Raw genomic sequence first — 18727 nt, 5'->3', positions numbered from 1 at the left:
GGCGCAGATGGCTGGTGGTGGCCGGTGGTGGTGGCTGGTGGTCGCGACGACTGCTGCGCGAGCGCGGGTGAGACCGGGTGGCGCACGGGGGCGACCGGGGTGGGGCCGCGCTCGTGTCCGGCGTCGTGTCCGGGGTGCCTCGGTGCGGGGCCGGTCACCCCGGTCGCCGGTCCCTGCGGCCGAGTCGTATGCCCAGCAGCCGCGGAGCGTGGTCTCGCGCAGCCCGGACCTCGACGGCTCGCGCAAGGGGAACGTAACCGCTTGTGAAGCCGGAACCCGTTCCGCGCACCGGCGACGTAACCGCTTGTGAAGCCGGAACTTGTTTCCGCACAGCGGCGACGAAACCGGTTACGCGCGGGCCCGGCACCTGTCCCGCACAACGGGTCCGTAAACCGCTTACACCCGCGCCCGGACCCCGTCCCCGCGCAACGTGTCCGTAACCGCTTACGCGCGCCCCCGGACCCCGTCCCCGCACAATGGGTCCGTAACCGCTTACGCGTACCCCCGGACCCCGTCCCCGCGCAACGGGCCGGTAACCGCAAACGCGCATCCCCGGACCCCGCCCCCGTGCAAGGGGAACGTAACCGCTTACGCGTCCGGACCCCGCCCCCGTGCAAGGTGAACGTAACCGCTTACGCGTCCGGACCCCGCCCCCGTGCAAGGTGAACGTAACCGCTTACGCGTCCGGACCCCGCACCCGCCCCCGCCCCCGCCCCCGCACCGGCACGGAACGTCCCCGCCCGCCGCCCCGGGTAGCCTGCCCTCCTGCGGGTGGCAGCGGCTCGCTCACATCAGCCCGCCCCCCGGTGTGCGCCGGGCTTAACTCCTGGCGGCCGGTCCGGGAGACACCTGTGTAATGCACGGTTCGTACCGTCACAGAGGCTTGCAAGAGGCTCTCACCAGGCTGATCGTCAGAAGGAAAGGGGCGCCCGTGGCCGCGTTGGACCCGCGGACCGACAACGCGACCACGACGAAGGTGCGCACGGTCTGCTCGTACTGCGGTGTGGGCTGCGGCATGCTCCTCGACATCGGCCGTGGACCGGACGGGCGCCGTACGGTCCTGAAGGCGTCCGGTGACAAGCAGCACCCGGCGAACTTCGGCCGGCTGTGCACCAAGGGCGCGACCACCGCCGACATGCTCGCCGCACCCGGCCGACTGGCCGGCGCGCTCGTCCGTCCGGACCGCGGCGCGGAACCCGAGCCCGCCCCGGTGGACGAGGCGATCGCCGAGACGGCACGACGGCTGCGGGCGATCGTCGACGAGCACGGCCCCGACGCGGTCGCCCTCTACGTGTCCGGTCAGATGAGTCTCGAAGCGCAGTATCTGGCGAACAAGCTGGCCAAGGGTTACCTGCGTACCAACCAGATCGAGTCGAACTCCCGACTCTGCATGGCAAGCGCCGGAACCGGTTACAAACTTTCTCTCGGCGCCGACGGCCCGCCCGGCTCCTACGAGGACCTCGACAAGGCGGACGTCTTCCTCGTCATCGGTTCCAACATGGCCGACTGCCACCCGATCCTGTTCCTCCGGATGATGGACCGGGTGAAGGCGGGCGCCAAGCTGATCGTCGTCGACCCGCGCCGCACCGCCACGGCCGCGAAGGCCGACCTGTTCCTCCAGGTCGCGCCGGGCACCGACCTCGCCCTCCTCAACGGCCTGCTCCACCTCCTGCACGAGAACGGCCACACCGACCCCGACTTCGTCGCCGCGTACACCGAGGGCTGGGAGGCCATGCCGGAGTTCCTCGCCGACTACGCGCCCGCGACGGTCGCCGAGATCACCGGCATACCGGAGGACGACCTCCGCACGGCGGCCCGGCTGATCGGCGAAGCGGGGGAGTGGACCAGCTGCTGGACGATGGGCCTCAACCAGTCCACGCACGGCACCTGGAACACCAACGCGCTCATCAACCTCCACCTCGCCACCGGCAGGATCTGCCGCCCGGGCAGCGGACCCTTCTCCCTCACCGGCCAGCCCAACGCCATGGGCGGCCGGGAAATGGGTTACATGGGCCCGGGGCTGCCCGGCCAGCGCTCCGTTCTCGTCGAGGGCGACCGTGCCTTCGTCGAGGAGCTGTGGGGGCTCGAGCCGGGCACGATCAGGGCCGACGGCGTCGGCAAGGGCACCGTCGAGATGTTCCGGAAGATGGCCGAGGGTGACATCAAGGCCTGCTGGATCATCTGCACCAACCCGGTCGCCTCCGTCGCCAACCGCAGGACGGTCATCGAGGGGCTGGAGGCCGCCGAGTTCGTCGTCGCGCAGGACGTCTTCGCCGAAACCGAGACAAACGCTTACGCCGATGTTGTCCTGCCGGGCGCGATGTGGACCGAGACCGAGGGCGTCCTCATCAACAGCGAGCGCAACCTCACCCTTGCCCGGCCCGCCGCCGACCCGCCCGGCGAGGCGATGGCGGACTGGCGGCTCATCGCGGCCGTCGCCCGCGCCATGGGTTACGAAAGCGGTTTCACCTACGACACCGCCGAGCAGGTCTTCGAGGAGATCAAGCGCGCCCACAACCCGCAGACCGGCTACGACCTGCGCGGAGTGACCTACGACCGGCTGCGTGCCACCCCCGTGCAGTGGCCCGCGGCCACCGCCGACGGCCCCGACCGCAACCCGATCCGCTATGTGAACGACGACGGCTCGCTCACCTTTCCCACGGCTTCCGGCCGCGCGGTCTTCCACCCCCGTCCGCATGTCCCGCCCGCCGAGATGCCGGACGACGACTACCCGTTCTTCCTGAACACCGGCCGCCTCCAGCACCAGTGGCACACCCTGACCAAGACCGGGAGGGTGGCCAAGCTCAACAAGCTGGATCCCGGCCCGTTCGTGGAGGTGCACCCCGAGGACGCCGCCGCGCTCGGCATATCCGACGGCGACTCCGTCGAGGTCGCCTCGCGGCGCGGCCGGGCCGTGCTGCCCGCCGTCGTCACCGACCGCGTCCTGCCCGGGTCCTGTTTCGCGCCGTTCCACTGGAACGACCTGTTCGGCGAGTACCTCAGCGTCAACGCGGTCACCAGCGACGCCGTCGACCCGCTGTCCTTCCAGCCCGAGCTGAAGGTGTGCGCGGTCTCCCTGACGAAGGTGTCGACACCGGTTACCGTGCAGCCGCCGGCCACGGAGGCGCCGACGCCGGAGAACCCGCTCGGGAACGCGCCGGGCACCCGGACCCCGGTGTCGGAAGGGCCCGGAGCCGTGCTCGTACCGACCGCGGTCCTGCCCGCCGCGGCCGAGGTCTTCGGTCTGCGCCCCGCCCCGCCGCCGGTCCTGACCGAGCGCGAACGGCAGTACCTGGTCGGTTTCCTCGCCGGGATCCCGGCCGGCGCCCCCGGGGTACCGGTGCTGCCGGCGGACGCGCCGTTCAGCCCCGAGCACGCGCTGTGGGTCAACGGCACCCTCGCCGGCATGTACTCCCGCACCGCCACCGGCACCGCCATGTCGCCGCAGACCCCGGCGCGCCGGGTCGTCATCCTGTGGGCCTCGCAGACCGGCAACGCCGAGGACTTCGCCACCACCACCGCCGAGCGGCTCGCCGCGGGCGGTCACCCGGCGTCCCTCGTCGCCATGGACGAGGCCGACCCCGCCGCGCTGCCCTCCGACGCCGATCTGCTGCTGATCACCAGCACCTTCGGCGACGGTGACGCCCCCGACAACGGCGCCGGCTTCTGGGACGGCCTGGACGCGCTGGACACCGGCCGTCTGGAAGGTCACCGCTACGCCGTCCTCGCGTTCGGGGACTCCTCGTACGACGACTTCTGCGGGCACGGCCGGCGGCTGGACCGGCGGCTGGACGAACTCGGCGCGGTCCGGCTGGCCCCCCGCACCGACTGCGAGCCGGACTACGAGACGGAGGCGGAGGCCTGGCTCGACCAGGTGGCCACCGCCCTGAAGGAGGCCACGGAACCGGTGCCCGCGGCCCCGGACGGTGGACAGGTCCCGGCCACCGGGGCCGCTCCTGCCACCCGGATTCCTGTCACCGCTCAGGCGCCGGTGACCGTTGCGGAAACCGTTTCCGTCGCCGTGCCGAAGGCGCCCGCCGTGCCCCGCCCCAAACGCCCCGCTCCCGTCATCGCGCGCCTGACCGGCAACCGGTTGCTGAGCCTGCCGGGCTCCGGCAAGGAGGTACGCCGCTTCACCTTCGACACCCGCGACAGCGAGACCCCGCTCGTCTACGAGGCGGGCGACTCCCTGGGCGTACGCCCCCTCAACTCCCCGGACGTGGTGGCGGAGTGGCTGAGCGTCACGGGCCTCGACGCCCACGCGCGCGTGCAGGTGAACGGCGTCGGTGAGGTCGCTCTCGGGGAGGCCTTCCTGCGTCACCTCGACATCACCCGGATCACCCCCGCCCTGCTGCGTTTCACCGCCGACCGCACCCGCGACCCACGTGAACTGCGCAAGCTGCTGCGCCCCGACAACAAGGACGAGCTGGCGAAGTGGTCCTGGGGCCGCCAGGCCGTCGACGTGGCCGCCGAGTTCGGTGTCCGCGCCGACGCGCAGGAGTGGGCCGAGTTGCTGGGGCGGCTGCAGCCGCGGTTGTACTCCATCTCGTCCAGCCCGCTGACCGACCCCCACCTCGTCTCGCTCACCGTTTCCGTCGTGCGGTACGAGAACCTGGCAGGCCGCCCCCGGCAGGGCGTCTGCTCGCCCTTCCTGGCCGACGCCGAGCCCGGCACCGAGGTGGCCGTCCATGTGCAGCGCTCCCCGCACTTCCGGCCGCCGGCCGACCCGGCCACTCCGATGGTGATGGTCGGCCCCGGCACCGGCGTGGCGCCTTTCGTCGGCTTCCTCCAGGAGCGCCGGGCACGTGGACACCGGGCTCCCAACTGGCTGTTCTTCGGCGAGCAGCACCGGGCGACGGACTTCTACTACGAGGAGGAGCTGGCCGCCCTCCTGGACGACGGCACCCTCGCCCGTCTGGACACCGCCTTCTCCCGCGACCAGCGCGCCAAGGTCTACGTCCAGGACCGGATCCGCGAGCACGGCTCGCACCTGTGGTCCTGGCTCCAGGACGGCGCCCACTTCTACGTCTGCGGCGACGCCTCCCGGATGGCCAAGGACGTCGACCTGGCCCTGCGTGACGTCGCGGTCCTGCACGGCGGCCTGAGCGAGCCGGAGGCGGCGGCCTATGTGAAGCAGCTGGCCTCCGACAAGCGGTACGTGCGGGACGTGTACTGACGGGAGTCACCAGAAAAGCCCGTGGGAGGCGCGGGTACCAAGTGGCGTTGCGCCGAAGAGAGTTGATATTCGGCCATCGCGGCGCGTCAATGTTCGTTTTTTCAACAGGAGTGGACAAGATCTGACGCACCCTCCGTCCGTGCGAAGCCGCACGGGTCGCCCCGAGGAAGGTCGTGGTCATGTCGCACCCGCATGTGTCGTCCATGGACCGGCCGGACCGCCCCCAGTGGGTGGAACCGGACCACCCCCGGCGGACGGTCGTCAGCCGTCGTCGTCTGCTCGAAGGGTCGGCCGCCGTCCTCGGCGCGCTCGCCCTGTCCGCGCCGTCCACCGCCCACCGGGCCGTCGCGGCGGACGGCACCCCGGAGTGGAACGGCGCCATCGACGTCTTCCGGCTCGGTACCGAAGCCCCGCACACCACCCTCATGCCGTACGCGGATCTCGCCCAGGCCCTCGCCGCCGACCGCACCCGCTCGCCGTACCGGCTGAGCCTCGACGGCACCTGGAAGTTCGCCCACGCCGACCGTCCCGACGACCGGGACCCCGACTTCCACCGCACCGATGTCGACGACAGCGGCTGGGACACCATCCCGGTTCCGGCCGCCTGGCAGTTGCACGGTTACGACCGCCCGATCTACATCAACATCACCTACCCGTGGTGGGGCGCCAACGGGCTGGGGGAGGAGGCGCAGCCGCCGGCCGCCCCCACCCGCTACAACCCCGTGGGCCAGTACCGGCGTACCTTCACGGTCCCGCGCGGCTGGGCGGGACGGCGGACGTTCCTTCACTTCGAAGGGGTCAAGTCCGCCCACTACGTTTGGATCAACGGTGAGTTGGTCGGTTACCACGAGGATTCCTACGACCCCGCCGAGTACGACATCACCCCGCACCTCAAGCCGGGCACCAACCAGATCGCGGTGGAGGTCTACCGCTACTCGGACGGCGACTGGCTGGAGGACCAGGACATGATCCGGCTGAGCGGCATCTTCCGCTCGGTCTACCTGTACTCCACACCGGCCGTGCACCTGCGTGACTTCAGGCTGGACACCCCGCTGAGCGACGACCACAAGGCGGCTCAGCTGTCTGTCACCGCGAGCGTGCGGGACTACGGCGGACAGGGTGCCGGCCGCTACTCCGTCGAGACCCAGCTGTACGACGCGGGCGGGCATCCGGTGTGGCCCCGGCCCCTGCAACAGGCCGTCGCGCTCGGCGCCGGGGAGGAGACGGCCGTACAGGCCGCGAAGGCCGTGCCCACGCCGCGCCTGTGGTCGGCCGAACATCCGTACCTCTACACGGCCGTGCTCCGGCTGCGCGACCCGTCCGGAAAGGTGATCGAAACCCTTTCCCACCGCGTGGGCCTGCGCGAGTTCGCGCTGAAGGACGGCCTGATGCGCATCAACGGCAAGCCGGTCTCCTTCCGGGGCACCAACCGGCACGAGATGCACCCGACCCGCGGCTCGGCCCTCAGCCGCGCCGACCTGGTCGAGGACATCGGGATCATCAAGCGGCTGAACATCAACACCGTCCGCACCTCGCACTACCCCAACAACCCGCTCTGGCTGGAGCTGGCCGACGAGTACGGCCTGTACCTCGTGGACGAGACCAACCTCGAGACCCACGGCATCCGGGGCGAGTACCCCGGCAACCACGCCGAGTGGACGACGGCGTGCGTGGCCCGCGCCCAGAACATGGTCCACCGCGACAAGAACCACGCGTCGGTCGTCATCTGGTCCCTCGGCAACGAGGCCGGCGGCGGCACCACGTTCAACGCCATGCACGACTGGATCCGCTCCTACGACACCACCCGCGTCATCCAGTACGAGGGCGACGACCGCCCCGGGATCAGCGACATCCGCTCCGAGATGTACGACACTCCCGCCCGCGTCGAGGCCCGGGCCCGGGACACGAGCGACACCCGGCCGTACGTGATGATCGAGTACTCGCACGCGATGGGGAACTCCAGCGGGAACTTCAAGAAGTACTGGGATCTGATCCGCCGTCACGAGGTGCTCCAGGGCGGCTGGATCTGGGACTTCGTCGACCAGGCCCTCGACTGGCCCACCCCCGTCCGCAAGCTGTTCACCGAGGCCGGGCCCGCCGCGCTCAGGGGCGAACTCATCGCCTCCAGCGGCACCTTCACCCGCGACGAGGGCATCTCGGGCGGAACCGTTTTCGCCCGCGACGCATCGTTGGACCTCACGGGCTCCCTCACGCTGGAAGCCTGGATCACCCCGCACGTAACCGGTTACCACCAGCCGATCCTCGCCAAGGGCGACACCCAGTACGCCCTGAAGCAGACGAACAGGACCCTCGAGTTCTTCATCTACGGCAGCGGCCAGTGGATCACCGCGAGCTGGGCACTGCCGAGCGACTGGACCGGTTCCGAGCACCAGGTCGCCGGTGTCTTCGACGCGGCGGCCGGCACGCTGACCCTGTATGTCGACGGCGTGGTCCGGGCCACCCGCACCACCACCGTGCGCCCCGCCGACAACACCGCGCCGCTGTCCCTGGCCACCGACGTCGACAACCCGACCCGGGAGTTCAGCGGTTCCGTCCGGCGGGCACGCGTGTACGCCCGGGCGCTGAGCGCGGCCGAACTGGCCTCCGTCGGCCGTGGTCCCGGCGACGACGGCGTACGGTTCTGGTTCGACGCCGCCACCGTCGGCCTCACCGAGAAACGCCCCCGCGAGAAGTCGTTCCGCGCCTACGGGGGCGACTGGGGCGACAACCCCAACGACGGTGCGTTCTCCGGCGACGGCATCGTCACCGCCGACCGCGGGGCCACCGGCAAGTCCGCCGAGGTCAAGCGGATCTACCAGGCCGTGGGTGCCGCCCCGGCCTCCGGCGGCCTGCTCGCGCCCGGAGCGGCGGTCACCCTCACCAACGAGAACCTGTTCACCAACATCCGTGAATTCGACGGACATTGGGAACTCGTGCGGGACGGGGAAGTGGTCCGGCGCGGAAAGCTGAGCCGTGCCCAACTCGATGTGGCCGCACTGTCGAGCAAGGACATCACGGTGCCCTTCGAAGTGCCCGGCCAACCGGCGCCGGGCGCCGAGTACTTCCTCCAACTGTCGTTCACCACCAGGGAGACGACGAAGTGGGCGAAGTCCGGCTTCGAGGTGGCGAGACACCAACTCGCCGTCGACGCCGGGAGCCCCGCCGTCCCGCCCGTGCCCCTGGCCGGCGTCCCGGCGCTCAGCCACCGGGACAGCGCCGGATCGGTCACCGTCAAGGGCAGGAACTTCTCGGTCACCGTCGACAGGACGACCGGCGTCATCACCTCCTACGAGGCCGACGGCACCCGGCTGATCTCCTCGGGACCGGCCCCCAACTTCTGGCGTGCCCCCACCGACAACGACCGCGGAAACGGGCAGCACACCCGCAACCAGACCTGGCGCGATGCCGGCGCGCGTCGCAAGGTCACCGGCGTGAGCGTGCGGGCGCTGCGCGACCGGGCCGTGGAGATCAAGGTGGCCGGCACGCTGCCCACCACGACGGAATCGACGTACACCACCACCTACACCGTTTTCGGAAACGGTGAGATCAAGGTCGACAACACCTTGCACCCGGGCGCCGCCTCCCTGCCGTACATCCCGGAGGTCGGCACGCTGCTGTTCCTGCCCGCCCGCCTGGAGAGGCTGCACTACTACGGCCGCGGTCCCGAGGAGAACCACTGGGACCGCAACGACGCCACCGACGTGGGCCGGTACTCCGGCACCGTCACCGGGCAGTGGACCTCCTATCTGCGGCCCCAGGAGAACGGCAACAAGACCGACGTCCGCTGGGTGGCCCTCACCGACGGCGACGGCACCGGCCTGCTGGTCTCCGGAGAGCCGCTGCTGGAGTTCAACGCCTCGCACTTCACTCCCGAGGACCTGTCCGTCGGAGCCCGCCACGACTACCAGCTCACCCCTCGCAAGGAGGTCGTACTGCGCCTGAACCACCGGCAGATGGGTGTCGGCGGAGACAACAGCTGGGGCGCGCACACCCACGACGAGTACAAGCTGTTCGCCGACCGCGACTACGCGTACACCTACCGGCTCCGGCCGTTGACCGACGTGGACAAGGCGACGTCCGCGTCCCGGCGGCCCACGGCAACCTCCGAGTAGCCGCTTCCACCGCTCCAGCGTTCTACCGCTCCACCGCTCCACCGTTTCTACCGCTCCACGGGTTCCACCCCGGCCGGCGGTACGGACCCGGGCACGGCAACGCATGCCGGACCCGCGTGCCCGTACCGCCGGCGCTTCTCCAGCGCCTCAGCGAGAACGCGGCAGGTCTTCGCCGGGCGACACCGGGTCGGCGACACCTTCCCGCAGCCACCGGTCGTCCTCGAACTCCGGCGGCACCTCGTCCTCCCAGGGATCGATCCCCCGGGCCTCGAGCGCCTCGAACCACCGGTCCCGTTGCGACTCCGGCAGACGCGCGCCGCACCACGGGCAGAAGGCGATCTCCCGGGAGGCCGTCCCCCCGTCGTGGACGATCAGCCCGTACTCCCGGAACTTCGGTTCGAACCGCACCAGCGCGTCCGGGCAGGCGAAGACGTCGGGGTGTACCCGGCAGCGCCCGTCGGCCTGGCGGGTCATCTCGGCACAGCAGTGATCGATCACTCACACATTCTCCCCGTCGGCGCGCGAGAATCGGAACGGCAGCACGCATCACCCGTATCGCACTCCACGGAAAAGGAAACGAATCCATGACCGAGCAGGACGAACGCTTCGACGTCGTGGTCCTCGGCGCCGGTCCGGGCGGCTACGTCGCCGCGGTCCGCGCCGCCCAGCTGGGCAAGCGCGTCTCCGTCGTCGAGGAGAAATACTGGGGCGGCGTCTGCCTGAACGTGGGCTGTATCCCCACCAAGGCCCTTCTGCGCAACGCCGAGCTCGCCCACATCTTCACGCGTGAGGCGAAGACCTTCGGCATCAAGGTCGACGGACAGGTCTCCTTCGACTACGGAGAGGCGTACCGTCGCAGCCGCAAGGTCGCCGACGGCCGGGTCAAGGGCGTCCACTACCTGATGAAGAAGAACAAGATCACCGAGTTCGACGGCCGCGGTGCTTTCGTCGACGACCACACCCTGCGGGTAACCGGTTACGACGGGGAGACCCGCACCCTCGGTTTCGACCACTGCATCATCGCCACCGGCGCGACCCCCAAGCTGCTCCCCGGCACCAAGCGCAGTGCGCGAGTGGTGACGTACGAGGAGCAGATCCTCGCCGACGACCTTCCGCAGTCGATCGTCATCGCGGGCGCCGGCGCCATCGGCATCGAGTTCGCCTACGTCCTGCACAACTACGGTGTGAAGGTCACGATCGTCGAGTTCCTGGACCGGGTCGCGCCCCTGGAGGACGCCGAGGTCTCCGCCGAACTGGCCAAGCAGTACCGCAAGTTGGGCATCGATGTGCTGACCTCCACCCGGGTGGAGTCCATCGACGAGTCCGGTCCCCGGGTCCTCGTCACGGTCACCGGCAAGGACGGCGCCCAGCAGGTCCTGGAGTCCGACAAGGTGCTCCAGGCGATCGGCTTCGCCCCCAACGTCACCGGCTACGGCCTGGAGAACACGGGCGTGCGGGTCACCGAGCGCGGCGCGATCGACGTCGACGGCCGCTGTCGCACCTCCGTCCCGCACATCTACGCCATCGGCGACGTCACCGCGAAACTGATGCTGGCGCACGCCGCCGAGGCCATGGGCGTCATCGCCGCCGAGACCCTCGCCGACGCGGAGACCATGGAGCTGGACTACGCCATGATCCCGCGCGCCACCTACTGCCAGCCCCAGGTCGCCAGCTTCGGCTACACCGAGGCGCAGGCGCGGGAAAAGGGTTACGACGTCAAGGTGGCGAAGTTCCCGTTCACCGCGAACGGCAAGTCGCACGGTCTCGGCGACACCACCGGTTTCGTGAAACTGATCAGTGACGCCAAGTACGGCGAGCTCATCGGCGGTCATCTGATCGGCCCCGACGTCACCGAACTGCTCCCCGAGCTGACGCTCGCCCAGCAGTGGGACCTCACCGTCCACGAGGTCGCCCGCAACGTCCACGCCCACCCGACGCTGGGCGAGGCCGTCAAGGAGGCCGTGCACGGCCTGGCCGGGCACATGATCAACATGTAGCGGCCCTCCGTGCGGGCGGGGTCGTTCATCCGAACGGCCCCGCCTCGCTCGCCGCCGCCGCACGGCCGGGATGTGCTGGCATCCACCGGTCCGACCCGGGCCGGACCCGACCGACGGCGAGGGAGTCTCCGCCATGCCGGAAAGCGGTGTCCCCGCCGACGCGGAGCTGGACGCACTCAGGGCCCGCATCGCGGCACTGGAGGAGGAGCGCACCCGTCGTCCCACCCACCACCGGGTCCGCTCGATCTTCGCGGTCGTCCTCATCGTCCTCGGCTGCGTCCTCGCCCCGTTGGGCCTGGTGGCGGCCTGGACGTCGAGCATCGTGGGCGACACCGACCGCTACGTCGACACCGTCCGCCCGCTGGCCTCCGACGAGGACGTCCAGAACGCGGCCGCCACCCGCGTCACGAACGCGCTGATGGATCGCATCGACCTCACCGCACTCCTCCAGGACGTCGTCCCGGCCCAGCGTCCCCTGCTGGAGAAGGCCCTCGGCAGGCTCGGGCCCTCGCTCGAGAGCGCCGTCCGCAGCTTCGTGCACGACAAGGCGCAGGCGGTCGTGGCCTCCGACGCCTTCGAGAGGATCTGGGTCGACGCCAACCGCCGGATCCACAGCTCCGTCGAGAAGGCTCTGACAGGCAGGGGCGGCGGCGCGGTGAAGATCGAGAACGACACGGTGACGGTCGATCTCGCCCCGGTCGTCGACCAGGTCAAGCAACGGCTGGTCGACTCCGGGATGACCGTCGCGGGGAAGATCCCCGAGATCCACACCAACTTCACGGTCGTCGAGTCCGAGGACATCGGCAAGGTCAAGACCTACTTCCGGCTGCTGGAGCTGGCCGGTTTCTGGCTGCCCGTCATCGCGGTCCTGCTGGTGGCGGGGGGCGTCCTGCTCTCGGCGCACCGCCGCCGCGTCCTGATCGTCGCCGCGCTCTGTTTCGCCTTCGCCGTGCTCCTGCTGGGCGTCGCGCTGACCGTTTTCCGGGTCGTCTACCTGGACGCCCTCCCGGCCGGTGTCTCCCAGGCGGCCGCCGGGTCCGTGTACGACACGCTCACCCGTTTCCTGCGTACCTCCGTGCGGTCGGTGGTCGCCCTCGGCGTGGTGATCGCCCTCGCCGCCTGGCTGACCGGGCCCGGCCGCCATGCCGCTCTGGTGCGGCGGCTGTGGCACTCGGGCATCGGTGCCGTGCGCGCGACCGCCGACCACGCCGGACTGCGCACAGGCCCCGTCGGCCCGTTCGTCGACCGCTACCGCGCCTGGATCACCTGGATCCTGGCCGCGGGAGCCGTCCTGGCCTTTGTCCTGTGGCCGTATCCGACCGGCTGGGTCGTGATCGGTCTCGCCCTCGCCCTGCTCTTCGCGCTGGCGATCGTCGACTTCCTCGCGACCCGGCCCCGCCGAAAGGACAGCCCCGCATGAGCTCGCACTCCCCGACCGGAGAGCCGCACGGTGACATCGGCACCTCCTGGTCCACGCCCCCCGGCGGCCCGTCCCGGCCCGCCGCGCACGACGGCCTGGCCGGGGGCGTCGTCTTCGCCGGTGTCCTGCTGCTGTGCAGTGGGGTGCTCGCGGTTCTCCAGGGCATCGCGGCCATCGCGGAGGACGACATCTACGCCCGCGTGGGCTCGTACGCCTACGAACTCGACCTCACCGGCTGGGGCTGGATCCACCTCGTCCTCGGTGTCGTCGCGGCGGCGACCGGCGCGGCCCTCCTCAAGGGCGTGACCTGGGCGCGCTTCGCGGGTATCTTCCTCGCCGCGCTGAGCCTGGTCACCCAGTTCCTGTTCCTGCCCTACGAGCCGCTCTGGTCGATCGTGGTCATGGGGATCGACGTGTTCGTGATCTGGTCGCTGGCGTCGTGGCCGGAGAGGACGGGCTGAGGCCGGTACCACCGCGTCCCGGCACCGTGGGGGAGCCGGTGAGCGGTGCAGGCCAGGCGAGGTCGATGTCGGATTCTCGCCAGCGCCGGATCGGCGACTGGCCGATGCTGGACGTATGCAGAACGGGATGTACACCGATCGCGAGCGCTGTGTGCGCGCCGTGCGGTCCAAGGACGCGCGGTTCGACGGCTGGTTCTTCACGGCGGTCCTGACCACCGGCATCTACTGCCGGCCCAGCTGCCCCGTCGTGCCGCCCAAGCCGCAGAACATGGTCTTCCACCCGAGCGCCGCCGCCTGCCAGCAGGCCGGCTTCCGCGCCTGCAAGCGCTGCCGGCCCGACACCACACCGGGCTCCCCGGAGTGGAACCAGCGTGCCGACCTGGTCGCCCGCGCCATGCGGCTGATCGCCGACGGTGTCGTCGACCGTGAAGGCGTGCCCGGACTCGCGACCCGCCTCGGCTACAGCACCCGCCAGGTCGAACGCCAACTCCTCGCCGAACTCGGCGCGGGCCCGCTCGCGTTGGCCCGCGCGCAGCGCGCGCAGACCGCTCGCCTGCTCATCGAGACGACCGAACTGCCGATGGCGGAGGCCGCGTTCGCGTCCGGCTTCGCCTCCATCCGCACCTTCAACGACACCGTGCGCGAGGTCTTCGCGCTCTCCCCGAGCGAACTGCGCGCCCGTGTACCGCGGAAGAACCCCTCGGCCCGCCCGGCCGCGCCCGGCACGCTCGTCCTGCGCCTGCCCTTCCGGGCCCCGCTCAACCCGGACAACCTCTTCGGGCACCTCGCCGCGACCGGCGTCCCGGGGGTCGAGGAGTGGCGGGACGGCGCGTTCCGCCGCACGCTCCGGCTGCCGTACGGGCACGGCATCGTGGCGCTCACCCCGAACCCCGACCACATCGGCTGCCGCCTCACCCTGAGCGACCTGCGCGACCTCACGGTCGCGATCAGCCGCTGCCGGCGCATGCTCGACCTGGACGCCGACCCGGTCGCCATCGACGACCAGCTGCGCACGGATCCGCTGCTCGCGCCCCTGGTGGACAAGGCGCCCGGCCGCCGGGTGCCCCGTACGGTCGACGAGGCGGAGTTCGCCGTACGTGCCGTGCTGGGCCAGCAGGTCTCCACGGCGGCCGCCCGCACCCACGCGGCCCGCCTGGTCACCGCGCACGGCGAACCGGTCGACGACCCGGAGGGCGGCCTCACCCACCTCTTCCCGACCGCCGAGGCGCTCGCCGCCGTCGACCCCGACACGCTGGCGATGCCCCGCACCCGCCGCACCACCTTCACCACCCTCGTCGGACGACTCGCCGACGGAACACTGAACCTGGGCGTGGAGAGCGACTGGCCGAAGGCGCGCGCCGTCCTGCTCGCGCTGCCCGGCTTCGGGCCCTGGACGGTCGACGTCATCGCGATGCGCGCCCTCGGCGACCCCGACGCCTTCCTCCCCACCGACCTCGGAATCCGGCGCGCCGCGAAGGAACTGGGCCTGCCCTCCACCCCGGCGGCGCTCACCGCCCGCGCCGCGGGCTGGCGCCCCTGGCGGGCGTACGCCGTCCAGTACCTCTGGGCGACCGACAGCCACCCGATCAACTTCCTCCCCGTGTAAGGAACTTCCGTGAATCAGCACACGATCGTCGACAGCCCGTACGGCCCTCTCACGCTCGTCGCCGACGACGGCGTCCTGTGCGGCCTCTACATGACCGAACAGCGCCACCGCCCACCCGAGGAGAATTTCGGCCCTCGCGACGACACCCTGTTCGGGGACGCGGAGGAGCAGCTGGAGGCCTATTTCGCAGGCGAGCTGAAGGAGTTCAGCCTCGAACTCCGCCTGCACGGCACCCCGTTCCAGCGCTCCGTATGGGACGGACTGCGGAAGATCCCGTACGGCGAGACCCGCACCTACGGCGAACTCGCCGAGGCCCTCGGCAATCCGACCGCCTCCCGCGCGGTGGGTCTCGCCAACGGCAGGAACCCCATCGGCATCATCGTGCCCTGTCACCGTGTGATCGGGGCCGGCGGCGGCCTCACCGGCTACGGCGGCGGCCTGGACCGCAAGCGGCGCCTGCTGGACTTCGAGGGCGGCACCGCCCCCGGCGACACGGCCCTCTTCTCGCTCGAGGCCTGAGGGCTCACGTCCCCGTGACGGCCGTCGAGCGGATGGGCGGGGGTTCCTGCTGTACATGACCTGTGCATGACCTATGGCTGGGAGGACCTTTGCCCGGTGGGGCCCGCCGTTCGTCTGGCCTTCACTCAGGCCAGGTCCGGGGCTCCTAGGGTTTGCGGCGCCGCCCCCCCCCGCACGTCCGTCACTTCTGTCCGGAGGACAGTCATGGCCGCCGTCAAGGCTTCCCAGCGCAACCGACGACCCCTCGCCGCACTCACCGGGGCCGTCGCCCTCACCGCCACGTCGATCGGCGTGTGGACCGCCACGGCCTCCACCGCCGAGGCGGCGGCTCTCCCGACCCCCGACCACGTGGTGGTCGTGGTGATGGAGAACCACGCCTACTCGCAGGTGATCGGCAGCTCCAGCGCCCCCTACCTCAACAACACCCTCAAGGCGGGTGGCGCCGACCTCACCCAGTCCTACGGCCTCACCCACCCCAGCGAGCCGAACTACTACATGCTGTTCTCGGGGTCCAACCAGGGCCGTACCGACGACAGTTGCGTCTCGGTCGGGTCGCTCTCCAAGCCGAACCTCGCCTCGGAGCTGATCGCCGCCGGCAAGACCTGGGCCAGCTACAACGAGTCGCTGCCCAGTCAGGGCTCCACGACCTGCAGCAGCGGCAACTACGCCCAGAAGCACAACCCGTGGTTCGGCTTCTCCAACGTGCCGACGAGCACCGCGAAGACCATGGCGCAGTTCCCGACCGACTACACGACCCTGCCCAAGGTCTCCTTCGTCGTACCGAACCTGTGCAGTGACATGCACGACTGCTCGGTCTCCACGGGCGACACCTGGATCAAGAACAACCTGGGCGCCTACGCCACCTGGGCCAAGACCCACAACAGCATCCTCGCCGTCACCTTCGACGAGGACAACAAGCTGTCCGGCAACCGCATCCCCACCGTTTTCTACGGGCAGCACGTCACTCCCGGCAGCTCCAGCTCCACCACCTACAACCACTACAACGTGCTGCGGACCGTGGAGGACCTGGCGGGTCTGACCGCGCACGCGGGCAACGCCTCCTCGGCGTCCGACATCACCGGCATCTGGAACTGACGCCCGTGTATCTCGCGGACTCCCGCAGCACCAAGCCCGTCGCCGCCCCGGACTCCCGTCCGGGGCGGCGGCCGGCCGCCGTGCCCTCCACCGTGCTGGCCCTGGGCGCCGTCAGCCTGATCACGGACGTCTCCTCGGAGATGGTCACCGCCGTCCTGCCGCTCTACGTCGTCGCGGGCCTCGGCCTGTCACCGCTCGGGTTCGGGCTCCTCGACGGCATCAACAACGGCGTCGGGGCCCTGGTCCGGCTGGCCGGGGGCCACCTCGCCGACCGGGGAGGCCGTCGGCACAAGGTGGTGGCCGGCCTCGGCTACGGCCTGTCGGCGTTGTGCAAGCCGTTGCTGCTGCTCGCCCACACCCTCCCCGTGATCAGCGCCGTACTCGCCGCCGACCGCACCGGCAAGGGGCTGCGCACCGCCCCCCGCGACGCGATGATCTCGTTGGCCACCGAACCCCGTCACCGGGGACGGGCGTTCGGGGTGCACCGGGCCATGGACACCACCGGCGCGCTGCTCGGTCCGCTGGTCGCCTTCGCCGTGCTGCGGGCCACCGTCGACGGCTACGACGCGGTCTTCGCGGTCAGCGGCTGCGTCGCCGTGCTCGGAGTCCTGGTGCTGGTGCTCTTCGTGCCCCGCCACATCGTCCCCGCCGGCGCCGTGCAACCACCCGAACCGGCCCGGCCGGTGCTCCGGGACGCACTCGGGCTCCTGCGCCGCCCCGAGCTGCGCGGGATCACGGTGTGCGCGACCCTGCTCGGCCTGACCACCGTCAGCGACTCCTTCCTCTATCTGCTGCTCCAGCGCGAAGGGGCCCTGCCCGCCCATCTCTTCCCGCTGCTGCCGCTGGGCACCGCCGCCGTCTTCCTGCTGCTCGCGTTGCCGCTCGGCGCTCTCGCCGACCGCGTCGGCAGCCGCCGGCTCTTCCTGGCCGGCCACGGCGTCCTGCTGCTCGGCTACGTCCTGGTGCTCTCCCCCTGGCACGGCGCCCCTGCCGTGGTCGCCGTCCTCGTCCTGCACGGCACCTTCTACGCCGCGACCGACGGGGTCCTCGCGGCCGCCACCGCCGGCGCCGTACCGGACCGTCAGCAAGGAGCCGGTCAGGCGCTGGTCGGCACCGGCCAGGCACTGGCCCGCTTCACCTGCTCGCTCGCCTTCGGCGCGGCCTGGAGCCTGTGGGGCGGGCGCGCCGCCCTCGCCGTCACCGCCGCCGCGCTGGCCGTGAGCGCCGTCGTGGCCTCGTTCGTCCTCCGATCCACCGATGAGGTGCCCGCATGACGCGCACGACCCGCACGACCCGCATGACCAGCACGACCCGCCTGGTGGTCCTGCTGGTCGCAGTGGCGCTGCTCGGCGCGGTCGGCACCGGATCGGTGCTGCACGCCGCCCACCGGTCGGGCGTGCGGGACGTGCAGCAGGCCGACGGTCCGACCGTGCGGGCCGGTGCCGTCTCGCTCCGGCCGACGTCCGGCCGCCGGCTGCTGGTGCGCAACCTGGCCTGGGGCCCGCACCGCGACGAGATCGCCACCGTGCCGGCCGACGACCCGCAGGGGCCGCGCACCGCGTCGGGCGTCAAGTGCCTGCGCTTCCACGCGGCGGCCGGAACCGGCATCTGCCTCCAGGCGGTGCACGGCGCGCTGGAGGACACCTACCGGGCGGTGGTGCTCGACGCGCACCTGCACGAGCTGCACCGCTTCCCGGCGGCCGGCATCCCCACCCGGGCCCGGGTCTCGCCCTCCGGCCGTCTGGTGGCCTGGACGGTCTTCGTCAGCGGAGACTCCTACGCCGGCACCGCCTTCTCCACCCGTACCGCCATCGCCGACACCCGGACCTGGGCCGTCGACGACAACCTGGAGACCTTCCGCATCGTCAAGGACGGCCGGACCTACCGCGCGGCGGACGTCAACGTCTGGGGAGTCACCTTCGCCGACGACAGCCGCTTCTACGCCACGGTGGCCACCGGCGGCCGGACCTACCTGGTCCGCGGCAACCTCGCCGCCCGCACCCTCACCACCCTGCACGGCAACGTCGAATGCCCCTCGCTCTCACCCGACGGCACCCGGATCGCCTACAAGAAGCGCGTCCGGGGAGCCTCGCCCGACGCCCCCTGGCGGCTGTACGTCCTCGACCTGCGCACCCTGAAGGAGACCGCGACCGCCGAGCGGCGGAACATCGACGACCAGGCCCTGTGGGCCGACGACTACACCCTCGTCTACGCCCTTCCCGGCGACTACGGCTCGGACCTGTGGACCGTCCCCGCCGACGGCGGCGGCACGGCCCGCACCCTCATGACCTCCGCCGTGGCCCCCGCCTACCTGGGGTGACAGGACCTACCCGAGGTGACG

Annotated in this window: 11 protein-coding genes; 10 read left to right on the top strand and 1 reads right to left on the bottom strand. The window is 71.1% G+C overall.

All coding sequences use genetic code 11. The features are described 5' to 3' along the window. Positions 1-1015: 1015 nt before the first annotated feature. Together OG933_RS10180 and OG933_RS10175 are read left to right on the top strand one after the other, a co-directional pair. The gene (locus OG933_RS10180) at positions 1016-5176 is read left to right on the top strand and encodes a molybdopterin-dependent oxidoreductase (protein ID WP_405633331.1); all 4161 of its coding nucleotides are present in this window, start codon (positions 1016-1018) and stop codon (positions 5174-5176) included. Between the two features lie 203 nt (positions 5177-5379). Further along, the gene (locus tag OG933_RS10175; RefSeq protein WP_405633328.1) at positions 5380-9288 is read left to right on the top strand and encodes a glycoside hydrolase family 2 TIM barrel-domain containing protein; all 3909 of its coding nucleotides are present in this window, start codon (positions 5380-5382) and stop codon (positions 9286-9288) included. Positions 9289-9435: 147 nt separating this feature from the next. Here the strand turns inward: OG933_RS10175 and OG933_RS10170 are convergent, their stop codons facing one another. After that, a complete protein-coding gene (locus OG933_RS10170; protein ID WP_405626603.1) occupies positions 9436-9786 on the bottom strand; it encodes a DUF6980 family protein in 351 nt (116 codons plus the stop codon). An 86-nt stretch (positions 9787-9872) separates the two neighbouring features. Between OG933_RS10170 and lpdA the strand changes: the two genes are divergently transcribed. From lpdA to OG933_RS10130, 8 genes are all read left to right on the top strand, one after another. Continuing rightward, positions 9873-11285 carry a dihydrolipoyl dehydrogenase gene (gene lpdA, locus OG933_RS10165; protein WP_405626601.1) on the top strand — a complete coding sequence of 471 codons (1413 nt, stop codon included), beginning with the start codon at positions 9873-9875 and terminating at the stop codon, positions 11283-11285. Positions 11286-11418: 133 nt separating this feature from the next. Continuing rightward, positions 11419-12705 carry a hypothetical protein gene (locus tag OG933_RS10160; protein ID WP_405626600.1) on the top strand — a complete coding sequence of 429 codons (1287 nt, stop codon included), beginning with the start codon at positions 11419-11421 and terminating at the stop codon, positions 12703-12705. Beyond that, a complete protein-coding gene (locus tag OG933_RS10155) occupies positions 12702-13166 on the top strand; it encodes a hypothetical protein (protein WP_362523063.1) in 465 nt (154 codons plus the stop codon). The genes OG933_RS10160 and OG933_RS10155 overlap by 4 nt, the downstream gene beginning before the upstream one ends. Positions 13167-13281: 115 nt before the next feature. Beyond that, positions 13282-14772 (top strand): AlkA N-terminal domain-containing protein, encoded by a 1491-nt coding sequence (locus OG933_RS10150; protein WP_405626599.1) that lies wholly within the window; start codon positions 13282-13284, stop codon positions 14770-14772. Between the two features lie 9 nt (positions 14773-14781). Continuing rightward, positions 14782-15291: a methylated-DNA--[protein]-cysteine S-methyltransferase gene (locus OG933_RS10145; RefSeq protein WP_405626597.1), complete on the top strand. Its 510-nt coding sequence runs from the start codon at positions 14782-14784 to the stop codon at positions 15289-15291. 204 nt (positions 15292-15495) lie between these two features. After that, on the top strand, positions 15496-16386 hold the full coding sequence (locus tag OG933_RS10140; protein ID WP_362523057.1) for an alkaline phosphatase family protein: 891 nt from the start codon (positions 15496-15498) through the stop codon (positions 16384-16386). Between the two features lie 5 nt (positions 16387-16391). Then, positions 16392-17660, top strand: a complete 1269-nt coding sequence (locus OG933_RS10135) for an MFS transporter (protein ID WP_405626595.1) — start codon at positions 16392-16394, stop codon at positions 17658-17660. A gap of 23 nt (positions 17661-17683) precedes the next feature. Further along, positions 17684-18706, top strand: a complete 1023-nt coding sequence (locus tag OG933_RS10130; RefSeq protein WP_405633326.1) for a TolB family protein — start codon at positions 17684-17686, stop codon at positions 18704-18706. The last annotated feature ends 21 nt before the right edge of the window (positions 18707-18727 follow it).

The organism is Streptomyces sp. NBC_00016, from assembly GCF_045040885.1.
GTDB classification, from domain to species: domain Bacteria; phylum Actinomycetota; class Actinomycetes; order Streptomycetales; family Streptomycetaceae; genus Streptomyces; species Streptomyces coriariae.
This window is presented reverse-complemented; position numbering and strand designations above follow the sequence as displayed.

Coding starts and splice junctions, on each gene's coding strand:
- OG933_RS10180 (WP_405633331.1), top strand. CDS start 1,016: ATGCTCCTCGACATCGGCCGTGGACCGGACGGGCGCCGTACGGTCCTG.
- OG933_RS10175 (WP_405633328.1), top strand. CDS start 5,380: ATGGACCGGCCGGACCGCCCCCAGTGGGTGGAACCGGACCACCCCCGG.
- lpdA (WP_405626601.1), top strand. CDS start 9,873: ATGACCGAGCAGGACGAACGCTTCGACGTCGTGGTCCTCGGCGCCGGT.
- OG933_RS10160 (WP_405626600.1), top strand. CDS start 11,419: ATGCCGGAAAGCGGTGTCCCCGCCGACGCGGAGCTGGACGCACTCAGG.
- OG933_RS10155 (WP_362523063.1), top strand. CDS start 12,702: ATGAGCTCGCACTCCCCGACCGGAGAGCCGCACGGTGACATCGGCACC.
- OG933_RS10150 (WP_405626599.1), top strand. CDS start 13,282: ATGCAGAACGGGATGTACACCGATCGCGAGCGCTGTGTGCGCGCCGTG.
- OG933_RS10140 (WP_362523057.1), top strand. CDS start 15,496: ATGGCCGCCGTCAAGGCTTCCCAGCGCAACCGACGACCCCTCGCCGCA.
- OG933_RS10130 (WP_405633326.1), top strand. CDS start 17,684: ATGACCAGCACGACCCGCCTGGTGGTCCTGCTGGTCGCAGTGGCGCTG.